The organism is Alteromonas sp. S005, from assembly GCF_036864475.1.
GTDB lineage: Bacteria > Pseudomonadota > Gammaproteobacteria > Enterobacterales > Alteromonadaceae > Alteromonas.
On sequence record NZ_JAZETN010000006.1, the window covers coordinates 20,400 to 42,579 of the forward strand.

The 22,180-nt window shown below is 43.7% G+C and carries 19 protein-coding genes; 11 read left to right on the plus strand and 8 right to left on the minus strand.

Going from position 1 to position 22,180, the window contains the following annotated elements; genetic code table 11:
* The first annotated feature begins 83 nt into the window (after window positions 1–83).
* From greA to V7R55_RS09240, 4 genes are all read left to right on the plus strand, one after another.
* Window positions 84–560, plus strand: coding sequence for a transcription elongation factor GreA (gene greA / locus V7R55_RS09225; RefSeq protein ID WP_014948981.1), 477 nt, complete (start codon window positions 84–86; stop codon window positions 558–560).
* Between the two features lie 360 nt (window positions 561–920).
* Window positions 921–2,906: a methyl-accepting chemotaxis protein gene (locus V7R55_RS09230; RefSeq protein WP_334059210.1), complete on the plus strand. Its 1,986-nt coding sequence runs from the start codon at window positions 921–923 to the stop codon at window positions 2,904–2,906.
* Between the two features lie 72 nt (window positions 2,907–2,978).
* The gene (locus V7R55_RS09235; RefSeq protein WP_334059211.1) at window positions 2,979–3,518 is read left to right on the plus strand and encodes an NUDIX hydrolase; all 540 of its coding nucleotides are present in this window, start codon (window positions 2,979–2,981) and stop codon (window positions 3,516–3,518) included.
* A gap of 93 nt (window positions 3,519–3,611) precedes the next feature.
* Window positions 3,612–4,004: a DUF3224 domain-containing protein gene (locus V7R55_RS09240; protein WP_334059212.1), complete on the plus strand. Its 393-nt coding sequence runs from the start codon at window positions 3,612–3,614 to the stop codon at window positions 4,002–4,004.
* A gap of 131 nt (window positions 4,005–4,135) precedes the next feature.
* Here the strand turns inward: V7R55_RS09240 and V7R55_RS09245 are convergent, their stop codons facing one another.
* On the minus strand, window positions 4,136–4,585 hold the full coding sequence (locus V7R55_RS09245; protein ID WP_334059213.1) for an Hsp20 family protein: 450 nt from the start codon (window positions 4,583–4,585) through the stop codon (window positions 4,136–4,138).
* A 392-nt stretch (window positions 4,586–4,977) separates the two neighbouring features.
* Here V7R55_RS09245 and V7R55_RS09250 point away from each other — a divergent pair, with 392 nt between their 5' ends.
* Together V7R55_RS09250 and pta are read left to right on the plus strand one after the other, a co-directional pair.
* Window positions 4,978–6,159 carry an acetate kinase gene (locus V7R55_RS09250; RefSeq protein WP_334059214.1) on the plus strand — a complete coding sequence of 394 codons (1,182 nt, stop codon included), beginning with the start codon at window positions 4,978–4,980 and terminating at the stop codon, window positions 6,157–6,159.
* 50 nt (window positions 6,160–6,209) lie between these two features.
* Window positions 6,210–8,348 carry a phosphate acetyltransferase gene (gene pta, locus V7R55_RS09255; RefSeq protein WP_334059215.1) on the plus strand — a complete coding sequence of 713 codons (2,139 nt, stop codon included), beginning with the start codon at window positions 6,210–6,212 and terminating at the stop codon, window positions 8,346–8,348.
* Window positions 8,349–9,686: 1,338 nt separating this feature from the next.
* Here pta and lnt read toward each other — a convergent pair.
* The 5 genes from lnt to miaB form a co-directional block, all read right to left on the minus strand.
* Window positions 9,687–11,210 (minus strand): apolipoprotein N-acyltransferase, encoded by a 1,524-nt coding sequence (gene lnt / locus V7R55_RS09260; RefSeq protein ID WP_334059335.1) that lies wholly within the window; start codon window positions 11,208–11,210, stop codon window positions 9,687–9,689.
* Window positions 11,211–11,312: 102 nt separating this feature from the next.
* Entirely contained in the window at window positions 11,313–12,170 is an 858-nt protein-coding gene (gene corC / locus V7R55_RS09265; RefSeq protein WP_334059216.1) for a CNNM family magnesium/cobalt transport protein CorC, read from the minus strand.
* A gap of 116 nt (window positions 12,171–12,286) precedes the next feature.
* Window positions 12,287–12,763 carry an rRNA maturation RNase YbeY gene (ybeY, locus tag V7R55_RS09270; protein WP_334059217.1) on the minus strand — a complete coding sequence of 159 codons (477 nt, stop codon included), beginning with the start codon at window positions 12,761–12,763 and terminating at the stop codon, window positions 12,287–12,289.
* Complete coding sequence (locus V7R55_RS09275; protein ID WP_334059218.1) at window positions 12,760–13,842, minus strand: PhoH family protein; 1,083 nt, start codon at window positions 13,840–13,842, stop codon at window positions 12,760–12,762. Before V7R55_RS09275 ends, ybeY begins: the two co-directional genes overlap by 4 nt.
* A gap of 29 nt (window positions 13,843–13,871) precedes the next feature.
* On the minus strand, window positions 13,872–15,305 hold the full coding sequence (gene miaB, locus V7R55_RS09280; protein WP_198817277.1) for a tRNA (N6-isopentenyl adenosine(37)-C2)-methylthiotransferase MiaB: 1,434 nt from the start codon (window positions 15,303–15,305) through the stop codon (window positions 13,872–13,874).
* A gap of 305 nt (window positions 15,306–15,610) precedes the next feature.
* Between miaB and V7R55_RS09285 the strand changes: the two genes are divergently transcribed.
* Window positions 15,611–16,810 carry an FAD-dependent monooxygenase gene (locus V7R55_RS09285; RefSeq protein ID WP_334059219.1) on the plus strand — a complete coding sequence of 400 codons (1,200 nt, stop codon included), beginning with the start codon at window positions 15,611–15,613 and terminating at the stop codon, window positions 16,808–16,810.
* Window positions 16,810–16,986, plus strand: a complete 177-nt coding sequence (locus tag V7R55_RS09290) for a hypothetical protein (RefSeq protein ID WP_014948996.1) — start codon at window positions 16,810–16,812, stop codon at window positions 16,984–16,986. Before V7R55_RS09285 ends, V7R55_RS09290 begins: the two co-directional genes overlap by 1 nt.
* Before the next feature lie 10 nt (window positions 16,987–16,996).
* Here V7R55_RS09290 and V7R55_RS09295 read toward each other — a convergent pair whose 3' ends face one another.
* Window positions 16,997–17,587: a TetR/AcrR family transcriptional regulator gene (locus V7R55_RS09295; RefSeq protein ID WP_334059220.1), complete on the minus strand. Its 591-nt coding sequence runs from the start codon at window positions 17,585–17,587 to the stop codon at window positions 16,997–16,999.
* Window positions 17,588–17,739: 152 nt separating this feature from the next.
* Between V7R55_RS09295 and V7R55_RS09300 the strand changes: the two genes are divergently transcribed.
* Entirely contained in the window at window positions 17,740–18,291 is a 552-nt protein-coding gene (locus tag V7R55_RS09300; protein ID WP_334059221.1) for a carboxymuconolactone decarboxylase family protein, read from the plus strand.
* A 160-nt stretch (window positions 18,292–18,451) separates the two neighbouring features.
* Here V7R55_RS09300 and V7R55_RS09305 read toward each other — a convergent pair whose 3' ends face one another.
* Window positions 18,452–18,634: a hypothetical protein gene (locus V7R55_RS09305; RefSeq protein ID WP_334059222.1), complete on the minus strand. Its 183-nt coding sequence runs from the start codon at window positions 18,632–18,634 to the stop codon at window positions 18,452–18,454.
* Between the two features lie 206 nt (window positions 18,635–18,840).
* Here V7R55_RS09305 and V7R55_RS09310 point away from each other — a divergent pair, with 206 nt between their 5' ends.
* Window positions 18,841–19,011, plus strand: coding sequence for a hypothetical protein (locus tag V7R55_RS09310; RefSeq protein WP_334059223.1), 171 nt, complete (start codon window positions 18,841–18,843; stop codon window positions 19,009–19,011).
* Window positions 19,012–19,589: 578 nt separating this feature from the next.
* A complete protein-coding gene (locus tag V7R55_RS09315) occupies window positions 19,590–22,151 on the plus strand; it encodes a TonB-dependent receptor plug domain-containing protein (protein ID WP_334059224.1) in 2,562 nt (853 codons plus the stop codon).
* Window positions 22,152–22,180 lie beyond the last annotated feature (29 nt).

Here is a 22,180-nt window from a genome sequence, read left to right on the forward strand (position 1 = left end):
ATTACATTTGTGTGAACGAATAAAAAGTGCGCCTTCGCGGCGCACTTTTCTGTTTAAATTACTAGCTAAGTGAGACGGTATTCATGAGTCAGTATCCAATGACAGCGCGCGGCGCTCAAATGCTGCGTGACGAATTAAATGAGCTAAAAACAAAAACACGCCCACGTATTATCGAGTCTATTGCCGAAGCACGTGAACATGGTGACTTAAAAGAGAACGCTGAATATCACGCTGCCCGTGAACAGCAAAGCTTCTGTGAAGGCCGCATTCAAGATATTGAAGGCAAGCTTTCAAACGCACAGATCATCGACGTTACTAAAATGGAAAATACCGGTAAGGTTATTTTCGGTACTACGGTTACCATTTTAAATGTTGATACCGATGAAGAAACCACCTATCGCATTGTTGGTGACGACGAAGCTGATATTAAGAATAACTTGATTTCAGTTAACTCTCCTATTGCTCGCGGCCTAATTGGTAAAGAGCTTGATGATATGGTAACGATTCAAACGCCAGCGGGTGCAGTTGAAGTAGAAATTATCGAAGTTGAGTATATCTAAAGACTGACATTACTAAAAAGCGCCGAGCATTTGCTCGGCGTTTTTGTTTGTAATGTGAAGCTCGGTCTGTACCGCCATATTTCCCACACGAAAAGACAGTGCTAGTCCGTATAGATATTGTGAGTGCTGATAAATAAAAACTTTTACAGATCTAATTGAAACTTCGAGATTGGTTTAGTTTATACCGCGATCCCTAGGCAGTATCAAAGTGCTGAGCAAGGCATTAGGTATGTGGCCGGTTTGCGCTTATTTCATTGTTTTCTATACTGAGATGATCTGACTATTTATTAGTCAGGTTTAGAAGGTTTATTTTTCCTCATTTTATCCATTGAGCAGTACGGAATACATGGAGCTCTATCGGTGCGTTTGTTACAACGATTTTCTATACTACAACTGTCTGTGTTGGGTGCGGGCATTCTCTTATTAAGTGTTTCATACCTATCCTTCAAAGATATTAAGCGTTCATTAGGTGTTACCAATGCGGCCGCAACTGATATTGATCTTATAACGCTGATTGCTGCTGTAGAATCAGTGGCCCATCATCATGCGGTAGAGCGCGGCTTGACAGCAGGTTACTTAGGTAACCCAACGGTACAGGGGAAAGAAAAAGTGTATACGCAGCGTCAACATGCAGATGACGCTGCCTCAAAGGTGATATCGTTACTTCAAAATACTGATGTCTACAGCGAACGAGTAGTTAAAATCGTTAATCCACTCATCAGTTACTTACGTGAAAAAGACGCCTTAAGGAAAGAGGTAGATAGTCAAAACGGTGCTCGAGCCTTCGCGTTCTACAGTTCACTTAACGCATCTGCGCTGAACGCTGCTACTTCATTAACTATATATGTCAATAGCTTAGCTTCAAAAGAACAGTTGTCTAATGCTATTCTTTTAGCCCAATTAAAAGAGCGGTTAGGGCAATTGCGAGGGAAAGTTAATGGTGCGATAGCGAAACGTGAAGCCAGTGACATTGTAACAAGTGAACTAACGGGTTATCGACAAGAGGCGCAATACCTTGCAGGAAAGCTAGAAAATAATTTGCCTCATGAGAGCAATATTGAGTTCACAAAAGCTATGACATCGAATAATGCAAAAATGATTGAGCGTACTTTACAAAAGCTTAGTTCGGGGGGAGTTGACTTTAACTCCCTTCCAACGAGCAGCGATTGGTTTGGTGCTGCAACGTCACAAATTAAAGACGTAAAAGCGATACTTGATAATATCTGGGAAAAAGTAAACGAGAACGCGGAACGAATGCACAGGAACGCCATATTAAGCCTAGTGCTAACGCTCATCATTATTTCTGTTGGCATTGTGGTCATTGCAATTATCTACCGTACGCTGCTGTACATTCTCAATACTCAACTAACGCGCCTTACTCAAAATCTTGCGAAAATTGCCGAAAATGGGGATTTAACAATTGATGTAGAGATGCCGATGCAAAATGAGTTAGGAAGGGTTTCTGTAGCAATTAATACTACGATATTGGCACTAAAAGATGTGATCAAAGGATTAGAGCAATCAATTGAAGCAAGCTCGCGTCTATCATCGGAATTAGAAACATCCTGCATTGAAATGGTACACGATGCAGGTAAAACGCAACAACGGTCACTCAATATCGCGTCAGCGCTAGAAGAAATATCGGTAACCAGTACCGATATTGCGAAGTCAGCCTTTGACACATTGGCTGCGAGTAAATCGTTAGATGAATTAGCAATAGAGGCTTTTGATATTAATGAATCAATTAGAATGGCGATGAAGCTCTTAGAAGATGACATGACACACGTTGAGGTGAATGCTGCGGCTATGGAAAAGCAAGTGACTGACATTAGTAGCATACTCGAAACTATTAACACTCTCTCAGATCAGACGAATCTATTGGCGCTGAATGCTGCAATAGAGGCGGCACGTGCTGGAGAGCATGGTAGAGGGTTTGCGGTTGTTGCCGATGAGGTTCGCAAACTAGCACAGAATAGTCGTGACGCTTCAGCTCAAATAGCTACACTGCTCGCGTCGCTTCAACAAGCAAGTTTGGTGGTTGTCCAAGACGTTAATAAAAGCGCTTCGGCAGTGAAGAAATCGGTTGATATTACTGGAAGGGGACGGGAGACAGCTGAAAAAGTAAAAGATGCCGCATCTAACGTCGAGCTTATGGCCAACAATATGTCTGCGGCGGCAGAGCAGCAGTCAGTCACAACACAAGAAGTAGCAAAAGATATTGTTGACGTTGAAACTGCCGCAAACCACGAAGTTGAGTTAGCACGAGCATTATCAGAACTATCCAATTCAATGAAAGAGAATAATCTGGTTCTCAGTCGGACTATCGCTAATTTCACAATTGACTGAGTTGTTTTCATTGCCCACTATGTTGGTCAAATAACTTTATTAAAATACGTGCGCGAAGTGACGAGGAATACGATGTCAGAAATTCAAACGCTCAGTTCAAAAGTAGTCTACGAAAACAAATGGCTACGCGTAAAAGAGGACAAAATACGGCGAAGTAGCGGGAGTGAAGGCATATACGGCGTTGTGGAAAAGCCTGATTTTGCCATTATCTTACCGATTGAGGGCGATACCGTGTATATGGTTGAGCAATACCGCTATACCATTAAAGAGCGACAGCTTGAGCTCCCCCAAGGGGCATGGGAGAGCAACCCCGACGCTGATCCAGTAGAGCTTGCAAAAGGTGAGCTTAAAGAAGAGACAGGCTTAACTGCTGAATCAATGGAATATGTAGGCTTTCAATATCTTGCATACGGCTTTTGTAATCAGGGGTACCATATTTACGTGGCTAAAGGTTTGACCCAAGGCGAACAAAAACTAGATGTTGAAGAAGAAGACTTGCAGGTTGTTCCGCTTTCCTTAACTGCCTTAAAGGAAAAAGTCATCAATGGAGAGATAAAAGATGCTAGTACCTGCAATGCTTTAGGTTTGGCCATGCTTAAGGGGATTATTTAAACCAACAGTTACAATTTTCAGGTTGCCTTCTTGCAGCTTTAGAAGTTAGTTTATGGAAACCTTACCAAGAGACTAATAATAAAAGTGATATTTATGGCAATAGAAGGAAGTTTTTCCATTACACAATGGGACGAAGACACACTGAGTGAAAGGCCAGAGGGAATAAAGATATCTCATGCCAGTATCAAGCAGGTCTATACAGGTGATATGAGCGGCGAGTCGAGTATTGAGTTTTTGATGTCTTATCAATCGCAAATGTCAGCTCAATTTTCAGGCTTCGAAACCTTTGTCGGCGTGATAAAGGGATTGCGTGGTACTGTTACTTTTCAGCACAACGGTAAGTTTGAAAGCGGTATTGCTAGCAGCGATTTCGAATCTATCAAAGGTTCTGCAACGGGAGAACTCGCGGGCAAGACCTTTCGAGGTAGCTTTAAGTCCGGTGAGTCGGGTAAAGCTAATTACACCCTTGAGGTAGATGATGCCTAAGTATTTAATGATTAGGTAGCTAACGCTTAGCATGCAAGCGTTTGTAACTTTACTGCTGCGTTTTAAGCCCCAAAAAAAACGGCGCCGTAAGGCGCCGCTAAAAGTTGGGAAACAAACCAAGAAACTACTTATTAGTTCTCAAGTAAACGAGAGCCAATTTCTATTTGGCGAGGCTTCTTGGCTTCGGGAATGACTCGCTCCATATCGATGTGTAATAGACCATTTTCCATATCTGCAGCCAACACTTTTACATGATCGCCAAGTTGGAATTTACGCTCAAAGTTACGCTCTGAGATGCCTTTATGTAAGAACTTACGCTCTTTACTGTCTTTGTTTTCCGCTTCCGTTTTCTTGGTTCCAGTAATAGTTAACGTATTCTCTTCAACCTGAATTGACACATCGTCTTTACTAAAACCAGCAATCGCCATGGTTACTCTGTACTTGTCATCGCCAAGCAGCTCGATGTTATACGGCGGATAGGTGCTCTGTTTCTCTGCACGAGATGCTGCATCAATAAGAGATGCTAGGTGATCAGAACCAATGAATGAACGGTAAAGTGGAGATAGATCGATAGTACGCATAGTCATATCCTCAAAATTAAGCAATATGTTAAAAAATAAAGTGCCCCGACTTTGCGGCGGCGGTTTTGTCGACCTGACTCTTCAGCGCCGACAAATCATATATAGGAATGGCCCAAATACTTTTCAAGAAAGAAAATTGAATTTCTTTGGAAATAATAGCGAAAATCTATTAAGTAATTGAAAATATTATATTTGTTTTTTTTGCGAAACTCGCCGCATGAATGGATTTTCGCATTCTTAGTTGAAGGGATACTGTTTAACACCCAAATATCATATTGGATTATGCGATAATTTTTATAAAACATTTAGCATTTGTTTAACCCCTCTAGTTGTTTAGAAATGCTACAATTGGTTAAACAGAATGTCTTACCATTTTAATTGAAATTACAAAAATGAAAAAAGAAGTTATTGTTTTAAACTGTGGCAGCTCTTCAGTAAAGTTTGCCATTATCGACGCTGATACTGGCGAGGCGGGCCTGTCTGGTATTGCAGAGGCATTGGGAAATAGCGATGCGAGCTTATCCTTTAAGCTAAACGGCAAAGAAGAGAAGCGAGCATTGCCAGCAAAAGCAGGGCATACAGAAGCGTTAAACGCTATCTCTGAAATTATTGCAAGCACAGGCGTGAAGCCTATCGCCATTGGTCACCGTGTTGTACACGGTGGAGAAAAGTTTAAAGGTGCTGCCCTTGTAGATAATAGCGTACTTGAAGCAATCGAAGAGTATGCGAGCATGGCACCGCTTCATAATATGGCTAATTTAAAAGGCATTGTGACCGCTCAAGCTGCGTATCCAGATTTGCCACATGTCGTGGTATTCGATACTTCATTTTTTCAAACACTTCCGCAAAAAGCTTTTATTTATGCATTACCGATGTCGCTTTATCGTGAACACGGTATTAGGCGCTATGGCTTCCACGGAACTAGCCACAAGTTCATACTTGATAGCATGGCGAAGACTCTTGAAAAGCCAGTTTCAGACACCAGCATAATCAGTGCGCACTTAGGCAACGGCTGTAGCGTGTCAGCAATTGAAAAAGGTCAGGCAGTAGATACCAGCCTTGGCTTCATTCCTTTAGAAGGGCTAGTAATGGGCACGCGCTGTGGTGATTTAGATCCTAGCTTGCCTGGTACGCTACAGAAAAAGCTTGGTAAAACCGCAGATGAAATTGGCGATTTGTTAAACAAGCAATCAGGTTTGCTAGGCATTTCAGAGCTTAGCAACGACTGCAGAACCCTCGAAGATGCTGCACTTGAAGGTCACGAAGGCGCACTATTGGCAATAGAAATTTTTTGCTATCGCCTAGCTAAATACATAGCAGGCTACATGGTAGCTGTGCCAACGTTAGACGCTATTGTCTTTACAGGTGGCATCGGTGAAAACTCGTCGCTCATTCGAGAAAAGACAATGGAATATTTCGCTCACTTTGGTATTCGCCTTGATGAGCAGAGAAATACAGACGCGCGATTTGGGCAAGGTGGAAAGATAACCACCGATACAGCATCAACCGCCGTATATGTTGTGCCAACAAATGAAGAATGGGTTATTGCAGCTGAAGCTGCGACCTTCGCGTAAATTAAACTAGCAAGGTCAACGGTTACACGTTGGCAATGGCAGGAGTAACTATGTCTCGCAGAATTATGTTGATCCCCGTAGGCACTAGTGTGGGCCTTACTACGGTCAGCATGGGCCTTGTTCGCGCAATAGAAGAGCAAGGTATAAAGCTTAATTTTTTCAAACCCGTTGCCCAACCTAGAAAGGGCGACAATGGGGAAGAGCGCTCTACAGCGATCATTGCCCATCATGCCAGCGTGTCGCCAATAGAGCCGTTCGGACTTGAATATGTAGAGCGAATGATCAGCAGTGATAATACTGATGAGCTTTTAGAAGAAATTATTGAGCGATTTGAAGAAAAGAGCGTTCAAGATGCAGTAACCGTTATAGAAGGGCTGGTGACAACCCGTCATCATCCTTATGCTGAGCGCCTCAATTTAGAAATTAGTCGTGCACTTGATGCAGACATTGTTTTCGTGACGGTGCCAGGTAATGAGTCGACCACTGATATCAATCACCGCCTTGAAATCGTGGTTGATACCTATGGCGGTCATAAAAGTCAAAAAGTGGTTGGCTGTATTTTCAACAAGGTTAACGCGCCTTTTGATGAACACGGACGACTTCGTGCAGATATCGGTGCAATAGAAGCGCCTGAGCACGATGAAGAGCGTACGCAGGCCCTGCGTGATTTGCCTATTTTCAAGAGAGGGTTGAGCCTTCTTGGTACTATTGATTGGAGTGCTGACCTCGTTTCGCCACGTGCAACAGACGTTGCGGAGCACCTTAATGCGACATTGCTTAACGAGGGAGAGTTGGCAGAACGCAGATTAAGCAGCGTTACATTCTGCGCCCGAGAAATTCACAATATGACGCATACCCTTAAACCGGGAGCGTTACTTGTGATGTCAGGCGATCGCGGTGATGTATTTGTGTCTTGCTGTTTGGCTGCGCTAAACGGGACTAAGCTGGGCGCGCTATTACTTACAGGCGGCTACCAGCCCGATGAAAATATCATGGCATTATGCAGTCAAGCCATGGAAACGGGTCTGCCAGTAATGTTGGTAAACTCGAATACATGGCAAACAGCCCAAGCACTTCACGCATTCAACCAAGAAGTACCGGTTGATGACAGCCAGCGTATCGAAAAAGTGATGGTGCATACAGCGGAAAGCTTAGATGCAAGCTGGGTGAATTCACTAACACAGAAAGTTTCTCGCCAGAAAAAGCTTTCCCCATCAGCGTTCCGCTTCTATCTAACAAACCGTGCAAGGCAAGTAAACAAACGCATTGTGCTACCTGAAGGTAACGAACCAAGAACTGTAGTAGCCGCTTCTATCTGTGCTAAGCGTGGTTTAGCGCGCCCAGTACTTATTGGCGATGAAACGGAGATTCGCCGTGTAGCAGAGCAGCAAGGTGTAGTACTGAGCGACGGAGTAGAAATACTTTCTCCTAGTGAGATAAAAGATAGCTATGTTGAAGGTTTAGTGGCACTGCGCGGTCATAAAGGCGTGACTGAAGTGGTTGCAAAAGAGTTACTGGAAGACAACGTGACCTTGGGCACAATGATGCTTCAGCAGGATGACGTAGACGGATTAGTATCTGGTGCAGTCAATACCACTGCGAACACTATTCGCCCAGCGCTTCAGTTAATTAAAACAGCTGAAAACGCCTCGTTAGTATCGTCAGTATTTTTCATGCTTCTGCCTGATCAAGTTTTGGTTTACGGTGACTGCGCTATTAACCCTGACCCCAATGCTCAGCAGTTAGCCGATATAGCCATTCAGTCTGCTGAATCGGCGCAGATGTTTGGCATTGAACCGCGGGTTGCAATGATAAGCTACAGCACTGGCTCATCAGGTGCAGGCAGCGACGTAGAAAAAGTGCGTGAGGCGACTAAAATTGCGCAAGAACTACGCCCTGATTTACTTATCGACGGGCCGCTGCAGTACGATGCTGCAGCCATTGAAAGTGTGGGTAAGAGCAAGGCACCAAACAGCCCGGTTGCAGGTAAAGCAAACGTGTTTGTATTCCCTGACCTAAACACGGGTAACACCACTTATAAAGCGGTGCAGCGTAGCTTCGACTTAGTGTGTATTGGCCCTATGCTTCAGGGAATGAGAAAACCAGTTAACGATTTAAGTCGCGGTGCGCTGGTGGATGATATTGTATTTACTATAGCACTAACAGCAATACAGGCCGCGGGTAATTAAATTTTCGTCGGTACTTATGTTTAATGTAAACTCAAGGGCGTCCGGTAGTGGTGCCCTTGTTTTAATGTTTACTGGATGCTTTTCGAATTTAGGTGTTTCACGAACTCGTGCTTGGCCAGCGCATACCTAAAGTCTCGCTGATTGATAAACAAAGTGATTCTCCCCTAATGGGAAGGCAGTATGTGCCTTGCCTGCACCGCAATACCATTCACAACGGCTTGCTATGGTCGAAAAGAAACGCCTTTGGGTGTTGGTTTGAGCTTGTTTGCCAGAGTTGTCATAACATCATTCCTTGTTTGTGGAATATCACAAGCATTTTGTTGTTTACCATAGCATTTCCAATATGGAAGTGATTTAACACTTCGTGGCTTAAAATAGAGCTGCTTTACGCGGCTTTCATGTTTTGCGTAATGGCATTACCTGACATAATAAGTAAGAAGGCAACCTATACCGATACTGCTATTCAAGTAATTATTTAGTTAGTTGCTGGCTTACTTACTGACTTTTTAGCGGCCTAATGCAATTACTCTTGGGGCAAAGCAAGAGTAAGAAAGAATATGTCGTTTAACAAAAAAACAGCATATTGAACGGCTCAAGAGGCAAAGCAGGCTTTTATACAACAAATTTGTTGTATTCAAGAACAGTTGCCTAAAACGAAAAATAATTGCATCTTTAACGCCATTCTTAGATAAAGAAACCAAGGCTAACAGCTTGGGCTCAGTTGTGAAAAGCATGGCGTGGTCGACTCTGGCTTCACGGCCCCTGATTAATTAACTTATTTTTTAAGATGATGGTTAAGTATAAAAAGCTCTATACAGCATGCTTGTTCCTCAATTTGTTTCTTCTACCTCTTTCTACTTATGGGGTGTTGGTAGGTATAGCGTCTTATTTTTTTACTGAGACTGAAGGGGTAGTTTTGTCGTCCGATAGAGTTAGAGTGAGGACTGGAAATAGCTATGTTGATGAAGCACAAATAGAGTTCACTTACAGCGTTGACGACATTCAGTATGTTTCAGATATCGTTTCACTCAATTCGAGGCTCCAACTTAAAAATAGAACGTTTAGCGTGGAAGAGCTAGAGAAATACGGGGCTGGCAAGAAGGTGAAAGTTTTTTATCCGGCTGTTTATCCTAGTTATGGAGTGTTAGAGAAAAGTGTTAAACCAAGCACCCTTTTGATGTTTTTCATTTCGCTTCTATTACTATTTGCTGGGAGAACATTTAAAAGAAAATTAAGTGTCTAGATAATTCTGGTCGATTCAATGGCAAAAGCAACACTGGTATAGTGAACAAAAAGGCAAAACATAAAAAACACTGCCAAACGGCAGCGTTTTAGTTTTTATTCACTGTCCAAATTACTCGCGCGTCGACTTTTCAAAACTACTGCCGCAGCCAGAAGCATAACAACAATTATCCATACCCCTAAATCTTGTAGGTGATAGTAAGGCGTAAACCCGGTTGTGGCCATTACCGGGGCGGTAATGCTTGCCGCTTCGAATTGCGGCAAGCGTGTTGTCACCTCGCCTTGGTGGTCTATAAAGGCCGTAATGCCGTTATTCGTAGCCCTAACAACAGGGCGACCCAACTCAAGCGCGCGCATTTGCGCTATTTGCAAATGCTGAGCTGGGCCATGGGAGTGCCCAAACCACGCATCGTTGCTCACGGTAATGATCATGTCTGTATCTTCATATACATTTGCCATCACTTGATGAGGGAACGCAATTTCAAAACAGATAGCTGGTGCTAGGTGAATGCCATTGGCTTCAAGATTCGCCTGCTGATAGTCACCGCGAGAAAATGATGACATAGGCAAGTCGAAAAGGGGAGCGAGTGGACGAAGCCAATCTTCAAAAGGTACAAATTCGCCTACAGGCAATAAATGATGTTTCGAAAATCGGTTGTTGTGAAAATATTGATAGTCGGGATAAGCGGCTTCTGGCGTGCGTTTACCTAGCACAATGAGGTTGTTCCACGCCTCGTCGGTTTCCCAGTTGTAATTAACAATACCCGTAATAAGTGCAGTTTTTTCTTGAAAGGCTTTTTCATTAACTTTAGCAAGATAAGGTTGAGCTAAAGGCTCAAGCTTAGGGACAGCCGCTTCTGGCCAAATAATTAGGTCGTTATCCCATAGGCTTTCGGTTAGCTTCCAATAGGTGTCCATTGTAGGGCCATCTTGCTCTGGCACCCACCGTAAACTTTGTGCAATATTGCCCTGGGCCATGCCTACAGAGTAGGTTTTGTCTGGGGTAACCCAAGTATGCTGTTTAAGCAAGTAGCCGCTAGTAAACAAGCACAGCGCAACCAGCACTGCGTTGGCGAAAGTTCGCCTATTGTGAATGAGCGCAAATAGGGTGGCGCTGATAACGATAAGCGCGCTTATACCCGTTTCTCCAATAATAGGCGCAAAGCCAGACAGTGGGCTTTCTAGCTGGCTATAGCCTAAAGATAACCATGGAAAGCCACTTAACATCCAACTTCGCAACCACTCCGCCACAACCCAGAAAAAAGGCAGTGCCATGGGCCACAGCTGAGGTGAAAAATACTTGGCGGTGAACTTGGTGGCCAGCGCTGGATATAGCGCTAAGTAACTACAAAGTAATGACATTAAGGCGATAGAGCCGATAAGCGGTAGTCCACCAAAGTCGGCGATACTTACGTGTACCCAGCTTATTCCAGCCCCAAACCAACCTGCACCAAATAACCACCCGGCTAAAAACGGGCGATGCTTCAGCTTGATAACTTGACGTATAGCAAGTGCGAGGGCAGGAATAGTTAAAAGCCACATGTTAAATGGGGCAAAAGCGAGCGTTAAACTTGCACCGCTTAACACAAGAAGAAAGTGGGGGATAAACCGTTTCAGCATAGAAGTCATCTGATGGTGGGTGATAGAATTTATATTCACAGGGTAAGCACCTATAAGTTTGTGCTACCCCGTGCTGAAATAAGTGTTATTTTGGTGACTTCGCTATTCCAGTGAAGGCACTGAAACCTTAAGTTGTATAAGCCGACGTTTATCAGAGTTAGTCACTTTAAACTGAACATCGCCGATGGTGATTTCATCGTTAGTTTCAGGCATATGGCCAAAGGCTTTTAGCACAATGCCACCAATGGTATCGGCTTCTTCTTCGCTGAACTTGGTTTCAAAAAACTCGTTAAAATCGTCCACTGGGGTTAACGCTTTAACCGAGTATGTTGATTTATTTAATGGGCGAATATCATCGGTTCCGTCTTCTTCGGTATCGTACTCATCTTCAATTTCACCCACGATAATCTCAAGGATATCTTCGATAGTCACCAAACCGGACACGCCGCCGTATTCGTCTACAACAATAGCCATGTGATAGCGCTGTTGGCGGAATTCTTTAAGTAGAACGTCAACCCGTTTGCTCTCTGGAACAATAACCGCAGGTCTCAGAATATCTTTTAAATTGAACTCTTTTTCTGCGTTGAAAGCAAATGCGAGAAGATCTTTAGCAAGCAAAATACCTTCAATATGGTCTTTATCTTCACTAATGACGGGGAAACGGGAGTGAGCAGATTCAAGCATTAAAGGCAGGAATTCTTCTACCTTCTTCTCTACATCTATAGTGGTCATTTGAGCGCGAGGGATCATAATATCTCTCACTCGCATTTCATTTACCCCAATAACCCCTTCAATCATTTCTCGGGTTTGTGGGTCAATAATTTCATTTTGTTCAGCATCAGTAATAACCGATACTAACTCTTCTTTACTTTTCGGCTCGCCAGAAATCGAATTTTTTAGTTTATCTAACCAACTCTTGCCTGAGGAGCCGTTGGTAGAGTGAGGATTATCGTCGCTCATAATGTCCGTTTAATTGTTAGGTCAACGCCAACGTTAAAATGGTTCGTGCTGGTCGTCAATGTTTTATTGTTATTAAGTGTTAAAGTGCTTTTATAACAACAGATTATGGTTGTTTGCTAGTCGCTCACTTCGTAGGGGTTGCTAATGCCAAGACTTGCAAGAATATCAATCTCTTTGCTTTCCATTTCCTCGGCGTCTGCATCGTCAATATGGTCATAACCCATTAAATGCAATAGCCCATGAACCGTCATGTGGGCATAGTGATCGCTCACTTTCTTTCGTTGCTCTTCAGCTTCGCGGCTTATAACCGGAGCGCAGATAACGAGGTCGCCTAAAAGGTTTATTTCTATACCTGGAGGCGCTTCAAACGGAAAAGATAAAACATTTGTCGGTTTATTTTTGCCTCGGTACTCATGGTTAAGACTTTGACTCTCTGCTTCGTCGGTAAAACGAATCGTGACTTCTCGTTCGCTCAACCCTTCATAATTGAGCACAGCATTGGCCCAAAGCTCAAGTTCTGAAGGTGACGGGATAGCTGATAAGATAGTCTCGTCACCTTCAAACGCTTGTTGTATATCAATAATGGCGCTCACGATGCGTTGTCGTCTTTCGTTTGCGTGATGCTTTCGTCTTGAGAAGCCTGTTCACGCTGAAGGCGCAACGCTTCTTCTTTACGTGCTTTGCGAAGACGCTCTTGTTCAGCATCGTGCACTTCATAGGCTCTAACGATACGCGCAACCACAGGGTGACGAACCACGTCTTCAGCGTTAAAGAAGTTGAAAGAGATGTCATCCACTTCACTTAACACTTCAATAGCATGACGAAGACCTGATTTTGCACCGCGAGGTAAGTCTACCTGTGTGATGTCACCAGTTATCACCGCTTTTGAATTGAAGCCAATACGGGTCAAGAACATTTTCATTTGCTCTACCGTGGTGTTTTGGCTTTCATCCAAAATGATAAAGGCATCGTTCAGAGTACGACCACGCATATAGGCTAGCGGCGCAACTTCAATAACATTACGCTCCATAAGCTTTTCTACTTTTTCGAAACCCAACATTTCAAACAGGGCGTCGTAAAGCGGACGAAGGTACGGGTCAACTTTTTGTGAAAGGTCGCCGGGCAAGAAGCCGAGTTTTTCACCAGCTTCTACCGCTGGGCGGGTAAGCAAGATTCGGCGAATTTCTTGGCGTTCTAGTGCATCCACAGCAGCCGCAACGGCGAGGTAGGTTTTACCTGTTCCGGCTGGGCCAATACCAAAAGTAATATCGTGGTTTACAATGTTTGCCACGTATTGCGCTTGGTTGGGGTTGCGCGGCTTAATAACTCCGCGCTTGGTTTTAATATTCACCTCTTTTCCGTAGCCGCCAGTAGCGTCTTTTTCAATAACGCGGGCTTCTTGAATGGCAAGATGAACTTGTTCTGCTTCTAGCTCGGGAATACGGCCCTTAATAGGCTGAGTTTCTATATAAAGAAGCTTAAGTAATTCGCTAGCACTTTTTATTTGCTGCGGTTCACCCAACACCTTGAACGCGTTATTTCGGTAGGTAATCTCTACGCCTAACCTTCGCTCAATTTGTTTAATGTTGTCATCAAAGGGGCCACATAAACTCGACAAACGTTTGCTATCTGCCGGTTCTAATTCAAATTCGTTACTAACCAATGTACTCAAGCTACTTTTTTCCTCGCTATAAAATGTATTTAGGCTGGGTTAAATTGACCTACGCCTAGTTCATCGGGCAAATCTGCCTGATGCTTTGCCATGATAGATTGGGGCGAAACCGCAACACGCAAGCCCATTTCACTTTCTCTTCTTACCACTTCACCACGTAGTGAGTTAGTAAATACGTCTGTGATGTTTACATCAACGAATTCGCCAATCATGTCAGGCGTGCCTTCGAAGTTCACCACGCGGTTATTTTCAGTACGGCCAGAAAGCTCCATTGGGTTTTTCTTAGACGGACCTTCAACGAGAATGCGCTGCTCTGTGCCAACCATGTGACGAGCAATACGAAGGGCTTGTTGCGTGATACGCTGCTGTAATAAGTGAAGACGTTGTTTCTTAGTTTCTTCACTTACATCATCCACTGCATCTGCAGCAGGTGTACCTGGGCGAGCACTGTAAATAAAGCTGAAGCTAAGGTCATAATCCACAGCCTGAATTAAATCCATGGTAGCTTCAAAGTCGGCATCGGTCTCGCCAGGGAAGCCAATGATGAAGTCGCTCGACAAGCTAATGTTTGGGCGAATTTTTTTGAGCTTACGCATTTTCGACTTGTATTCAATTGCCGTATGGCCACGCTTCATCAGGTTAAGAATGCGGTCAGAGCCGCTTTGAACAGGTAAGTGCAGGTGGTCAACTAACTCAGGAATAGACGCGTATGCTTCTATAATGTCATCAGTAAATTCAACCGGGTGTGAGGTGGTGTAACGAATACGGTCGATGCCATCTATAGCAGCCACTAATTCTAGTAACTCAGAGAATCGACAAATTGTACCGTCGTAATTTTCACCGCGATACGCGTTAACGTTTTGACCTAGAAGGTTTACTTCACGTACGCCTTGACCTGCAAGCTGAGCGATTTCAAGCAATACGTCGTCGACAGGGCGGCTTACTTCTTCACCACGGGTGTAAGGTACTACGCAGAATGTGCAGTATTTTGAACAGCCTTCCATAATTGAAACGAATGCGGTTGGACCTTCGGCACGCGGCTCAGGCAAACGGTCAAACTTTTCAATTTCAGGGAAGCTTACGTCAATCACTGATTTTGCGCCGCCTTGAAGTTCGTTGATCATTTCAGGCAAGCGGTGCAGCGTTTGAGGGCCAAAAACCAAGTCTACGAACGGCGCACGTTGGCGTATAGTGTCACCTTCTTGTGAAGCCACACAGCCGCCTACACCAATAATAAGTTCTGGCTTGTCTTGCTTTAACGTCTTCCAGCGACCAAGTTGGTGGAAAACCTTCTCTTGCGCCTTTTCGCGAATAGAGCAAGTGTTAAGCAAGATAACATCGGCTTCTTCAGCACTTTGTGCAGCGCTAAAGCCATGCGTTGAGTCTAGTAAGTCTGCCATTTTTTCCGAGTCGTACTCGTTCATTTGGCAGCCCCAGGTTTTGATATACAGCTTTTTAGTCATAACAACTATTTGATAACCTGTTAGTGTTCCTGTAGGTGAATGCAGTATCACCTTGGTTCAGCTAAGGTGTCTGCCAGAATATTTTTTAAGGGCGGCGCTTAAATCGCCACACAAAAAAACAGTGATAGTGTCAGTTACAGGAAGATGTTCAAAATAGCCGCATATTTTACCTGTTATGCAAGCATATTCCCAGTGTCTTACGACGATTCGTGAAGAATTGATCTAAGCCAAGCCTGTTCTACGTTTTACTTCACAGCGCTTTGTGTTTTAAGACATAATGCAAGTGCGTGTTTTAAGGAGAGTAAATGGTCGATTTTTGTATAAACGGCGGCGGTATGGTCGGCGCGGCGCTAGCGTTGGGGCTTGCTCAACAGGAGTTTAAAGTAGCAGTGATAGAGCCGTATCTACCTGTAGCTTTCAATCCCGAGGATGGACCTGACTTAAGGGTTTCAGCTATCAGCGAAGCATCGGTAACGCTGTTAAAAGCCCTAGGCGCTTGGGAACATATTGCCGCTATGCGTGTTAAACCTTACACAGGCCTAAGCGTGTGGGACGACCCTTCCCATCGAACAGATTTCACCGCACAAAGTATCGACATGCCTCAGCTAGGCTTTTTTGTGGAAAACCAATTGCTGCAGTTAGGTTGTCATGAAGCGCTAAAACAGTATGAGAATGTTGAGCTTATCACTGGTCAAACGGTGCAGGACATTCGGCTAGCGGATACTGCTAACGTTAAATTATCTAGCGGCAGAACTATTGAGGCTAAATGGCTTATTGGTGCTGACGGTGCAAACTCTCAGGTAAGAAAGGCGTCGGGTATTGGCACTAATGGTTGGCAGTATGCCCAGCAGGCAATGGGGATCACTATAAAGATGGAGAACGCTGTTGAACCTGTGACCTGGCAGCAGTTTACATCGAGCGGCCCTAAAGCTTTTTTACCTATGTTTGATAACTACGCTTCGCTAGTTTGGTATGACTCGCCTGACGAACTCAAACGCATTAAAAGTTTAAAAGCGAGCCAGCTTGAAAGTGAAATTCTTAAAACGTTTCCCGATGAATTGACCAGAAATGGCAATAGCTTTTCAGTTATTGATAAAGCAGTTTTTCCACTCACGCGTTCTCATGCCAATCACTATGTTAAAGGCTGTTGTGCAATAATTGGTGATGCAGCACACACCATCAACCCTCTTGCTGGACAGGGAGTTAATTTAGGTTTTAAAGATGTAGAAACCTTTCTTTCTGTGTGTGCTGAATTCAAGCCGCTCGGTAGCGACAACGCATTGTCGCTAACCAATAAAGTGTTTTCTCAAAGACTTGTCAGCAATTATGAAAAGCCACGAAAGCGAGATAACTTGATAATGATGAGCGCAATGGATGGGTTTTACACCTTGTTTAGTAATGATATTGCCCCCATTAAATGGGTAAGAAATCAGTTGCTTTCTGTGGCGCAGCGCGCCGAGCCTGCTAAACAACAAGTGCTTAAATATGCGATAGGGTTACGATAATGGAAGTGTTAATTTTACTGGCGGTGTTATTTGGTGCACTAGCATTGATTATACCGCTAATAGAACGCTCTAAAATGCGTATCAGTAATGAAGATGCAGCCAAATGGGCCAAGTGGATTTGGCCCTTAATGGGGATATTGCTAATCGCGCAATTATTGCGTTTGCTCTTTTCCTAAATGTGATGCATTAATGTGTTTGTTGTGGCCATTGTCCTTTTAAATCGATAATGACTTTGTCTATCATCTTAATAGTTGTTTGATTATCGTCTTGCAGTAAGGCAAACGCTCGTAAGCCAACGAACTGATTTTGAAGCCACTCTGCGGCTGTTGACGTTGGCGTATGTTCAGGCAGCTCACCTTTTTCGATACAAGCATCAATAATATTTCTAAAACCAGCCTTGAGGGTTTGCATACTTTCAAGCACCGCTTTTTTTGCGATATCGCCAATAAAATCCAACTCTGCAATTGATTTAACAAGAAGGCACTGGCGCATATAGCGCTGTTCATCAGGGCCAGTTAGTGCCGTTTCGAAAAAGCTATAAAGCGCATTTAAAGGCGACTCGGCTTTTGCTACTTGTTTTAACCGTTCTGAGCTATTTTGCGCATACTGTTCAATAACAAGCTTAAATAAACCCTCTTTACTTTGAAAGCGAGCGTAGATACTGCCGGGGCGCATATCTAACGCTTGTTGAATATCGCGCATACCCGCAGCATGAAAGCCTCGTTGCCAAAAAAGTGCGGTGGCTTTTTCAATAATATCATCGTGATCATATTTCATAGCTGCATACCTTATGCGTGAATGTTTTGAACATGTGTTCAATTATCACTTGAACGATCGTTCAAGTAAACATATTATTGCTCTCACATTAGAAAGATAGGGGTAACCAAGAGGGTTACATTAGTTTCTAGTCACATCGACAGGAGAGTGATATGAGCGATTTTAAATTACACACAAAAGACACAGCGCCAGAAGCGGCAAAGCCACTTATTGATAATTCGGTAAGCGCATTTGGCATGCTGCCCAACCTACATGCAGTAATGGCTGAAGCGCCTACGCTTCTTGAAGGCTATCAAGTACTACATAAGCTAGCCCAAGAAACCTCGTTCAGCGCAGAAGAACTAACGGTAGTTTGGCAGGCAGTAAACGTAGAACACGCATGTCATTACTGCGTACCCGCGCATACAGGCATTGCTAAAAGTATGAAAGTAAGTGATGACTTGATTGAAGAGCTTCGCAATGATGAAACATTGTCTGATAGTAAATTGAATACGCTAAAAGAAACCGTACTTGCTGTAACTCGCGGTCGCGGCAACGTAGACAGAGCGCAGCTTGATACTTTCTATGCTGCTGGCTACAAACATCAGCAACTGCTAGAAATTATTCTTATTTTGGCGCAAAAGGTAATGAGCAACTATACAAACCACGTAGCCGAAACACCGGTTGATGAGCCGTTCAAGCAATTCGAATGGTCACCGAAATAAGCACGGTACAAGCGTTCTTTAAAACGGAAGCCTAGCTTCCGTTTTTCGTTTTTGGCAACAGCCTATTGAGTTGACCAAGACGCTTAAGTAACTGCGTACTTAATGATGTTTAAGCCTTAAAATTGCAATCGGCAATTTTGAGTGCATCTAGAATAATGGTTTAAGACGCCAATGGTAGCTGGGGGCTTAACTCTTGTACGGTTTCACTCGCCACCAGCTCTTCATAACCTTTCTGCTGTAACAGTGCTTTCAAGTCATTACAGTTGTCACATTTGTTTTGCTTTGCAATAGCAACTGCTTCGATGAAACACGATAGGTGAGTTATCGATTGTGTTTGTGTCATGTCTACTTCACTTCTGATCTTATTTGCGTTCGTTGATGCTACTTTCATAACAGAACTATGGCTTAGCCTAAAGTCACTACTGTGACAACGCTATGACGCTTTTATGAAAAACCAAAGCAAAAAGTTCAAAAAACCTTGAAATGTATATACATAGGATATACATTTTGCTGTTGAATAATGTAGTCTACTTTTAGCGCAGGTCGTAAATGTCTGAGAAAAACAACAAAAAGAAGAAAAAGAATAGTCAGATGATTATTCGCATTAACGACGAAGAACGTGCGCAATTTATTGCTTTGTGCGAAGAATTAGACACGTCTGCCGCTCGCGAAGTTAGACATTTTATTCGAGAATTTATCGCCAAGCACGGCGAAAAATAACGGCTTTACCAAACATCATGTGCGTAAGGCCAACACTACAAGTAATGATAAGGAACTAAATCATGGCTAAGAAAAAAGAACTTAAAAAAGAAATAAAAGTAACCAAAGCTAAAATTGCTAAGCAAGAAGGCAAGCTAAAAAAGCTTAAGAAGAAGCTTAAAAAAGCGTAAGTGCCAACCCCACTAAACACGATAAACAGCGCTCTTTACAGAGCGCTTTTTTGTATCACAATTAATCTGCCTACAATAGCTCACGAGAGTTACAAACTCTTATTATTGAAGCGTCTAGTCTAAAAGAAGATAATTCCGTCGCTTCACCTTTAAAAATCTACTTGTCGTCGATATTACGCTTTTATTACTACTTTAGTATTGTGCGAGCGAATCTTTTTGTGATTTACTCAGGTCGGAAGCACATAGTGCTTTTCATCCCTAATAATAATAAGTCTTATCAGACAATCTGACGTTTAGCAGTACCCCAACAACAGAATGAAGTTATTGTATTTAAAACCAAATTAACGCGGTTGATACAAGACAACACACTTCAATAAGTAAAATTTAAAAGAATTCAGGAACAACACAATGCAACAGGCAAAATTTAACGCTTCTGCTTTTAAGCTTTCCCTTATTGCTTCTGCAATAGCTGGAATGCCTTTTTCCACGTCGGTTCTTGCACAAGACCAAGCTTCTGTTGATGAGCAAGATGTTGAGCAAATTCAAATTGTAGGTTCAAGACGGGTTGGCCGCACTGTTAATGACTCTCCCGTTCCTATTGATATTATTGATGCTTCTTCGATAGAAGCAACGGGCCTAACTGAAACCAACATGATTTTGAATCAGTTGCTTCCAAGCTTTAACTTTCCTCAACCCTCTATTACTGACGGCACCGACCACGTACGGCCAGCACAGCTACGAGGTTTAGCACCTGACCATACTCTAGTATTAGTAAATGGAAAACGCCGTCATACCTCGGCGCTACTTAACCTAAACGGTTCGGTGGGGCGAGGCTCTTCGGCAGTAGATTTAAACGCTATTCCTGCTAACGCTATCAAACGAATTGAAGTTTTGCGCGACGGTGCAGCGGCCCAATACGGTTCAGACGCTATCGCTGGCGTAATTAATATAGTATTGAAAGATGCCGCTGAAGGCGGTGAAGTATCGGCGACTTACGGTGCTAATGTAACAACGATGGATGGCGTACCTAACCTTGAAGGGGTAAGTATTGGCGCTGACGGTAATTTAGCATTTGATGAGGGCAGTGACCGTGAAGTAACCGATGGACAAACCTTCACCCTTCAAGGCAATGTGGGCTTTGAGTGGGGCGATGATGGTTTTGTAAATGTTTCAGCAGAATATCGTGACCGCGGCCAGGCAAATCGTGCTGACTACGATCAGCGAGAAAACTATGCCCGCGATGCACAGGGGAATTTAGACCCGCGTGAACTCACAGTTAACCGCTATAACCACGTTTACGGTAACGGTGAAGTAGAGGATTACGCGCTGTTTATCAACGCGGGTAAAGCGCTAACTGACAGCGTTGAGTTTTACACTACGGCTGGCTATAGCACTCGTGACTCTCTTGGTAGTGGCTTTTATCGCCGTGCGCAGGACTCACGTAATATCGTTGAGATTTATGAAGATGGTTTCTTACCTTCTATTCAAACCGATATAACCGATATGTCGCTTATCGCTGGCATTAAAGGTTATGGAGATGTCTGGAATTATGACCTGTCTCTGACTCACGGTGGTAACGAGTTAGAGTATGGCGTAGTAAACACATTAAATACGTCACTTGGCCCAACAAGCCAAACTGAGTTTGATGCCGGTACGCTTGAGTACGATACCACTATTATTAACGCAGATGCGTCACGATTGGTTGATACGGGGTTGTTCTACAGTGAAATGAACTTCGCTATGGGGGCAGAATACCGTCATGAAGGTTACGACATTACAGCCGGTGAAGAAAACTCTTACATTCAAGGTACCTTTGGGCCTGGTGGAGCTGTTACAGACCCGGTAGACGGCCCATTTGGAGCCGCTGGTTCTCAAGTATTCCCAGGCTTTACCCCTGAGTCAGCAGGTGACAATAGCCGCCACAACTACAGCTTTTACGTTGATTTAGAAGCCGATGTTGTAGAAAACTGGAATGTAGCAGTGGCTGGTCGCTATGAAGATTATTCAGATTTTGGCAGCACGTTTAACTGGAAGATGTCGCATCGTGTAACGCTTAGCGATGCATTTGCCCTTCGTGCGTCGGTATCAACAGGCTTTAGAGCGCCGTCTCTTCAGCAGCAGTTCTTTACCTCTATCGCTACCGTATTTGTCGATGGCGAGCCAACTGAAACGGGCACATTTGCACCATCAAGTGATGTTGCGCAAGCGCTAGGTAGCCCGGGGCTAGATGCAGAAGAGTCCAATAACTACAGCGCAGGTTTTACTTACTCGCCCACAGCCGACTTTAACTTAACGGTAGACTTCTACCGAATAGACATTGACGACCGTATTGTGCTGTCAAACAATCTATCTGGTGACGCGATTGAAGCCTTGCTAGAAGGCACAGGAGCAAACCGTGCACGCTTCTTCTTAAACGCGATTAATTCGCGTACAGAAGGTGTGGACATTGTATCTACTTACACCTTGAATACATCTGACTATGGTGCGTTTAACTTTAATGCCGGAATGAACTTTAACGACAATGAAGTGACCGACATTTTAGATGCACCTGACGTGCTGCAGAACGCTGGCTTTGACCAAGACAACCTGTTCAGTGATGTTGAACTTCGTCGCTTTGAAACCAGCTCACCTGATAGCAAGCTGAATCTTGGCGTAACGTGGAACTATGACCGCTACACTACCACGCTTCGCACTACACGCTATGGTGAAGTAGAGGATCCTTCTTCAATTGAAGCGCGCAACGAAATCCTTCCTTCGGAATGGATCACTGACTTAGATGTTCGCATTGCATTAACTGATGGGCTAACGGTTTCTGTTGGTGCTAACAACATCTTTGATGTGTATCCAGAGCCAACGCGAGATCTGGTTGATGAAGTAACCACTTTCTCACGTCTGTTTTCCTACTCAGGCTTCTCGCCGTACGGCTTCACCGGCCGCTTTGTTTACGGAAAAGTCTCGTATCGCTTTTAGTTAAGTGCTTCTAGTTAAGCGCTTAGGAT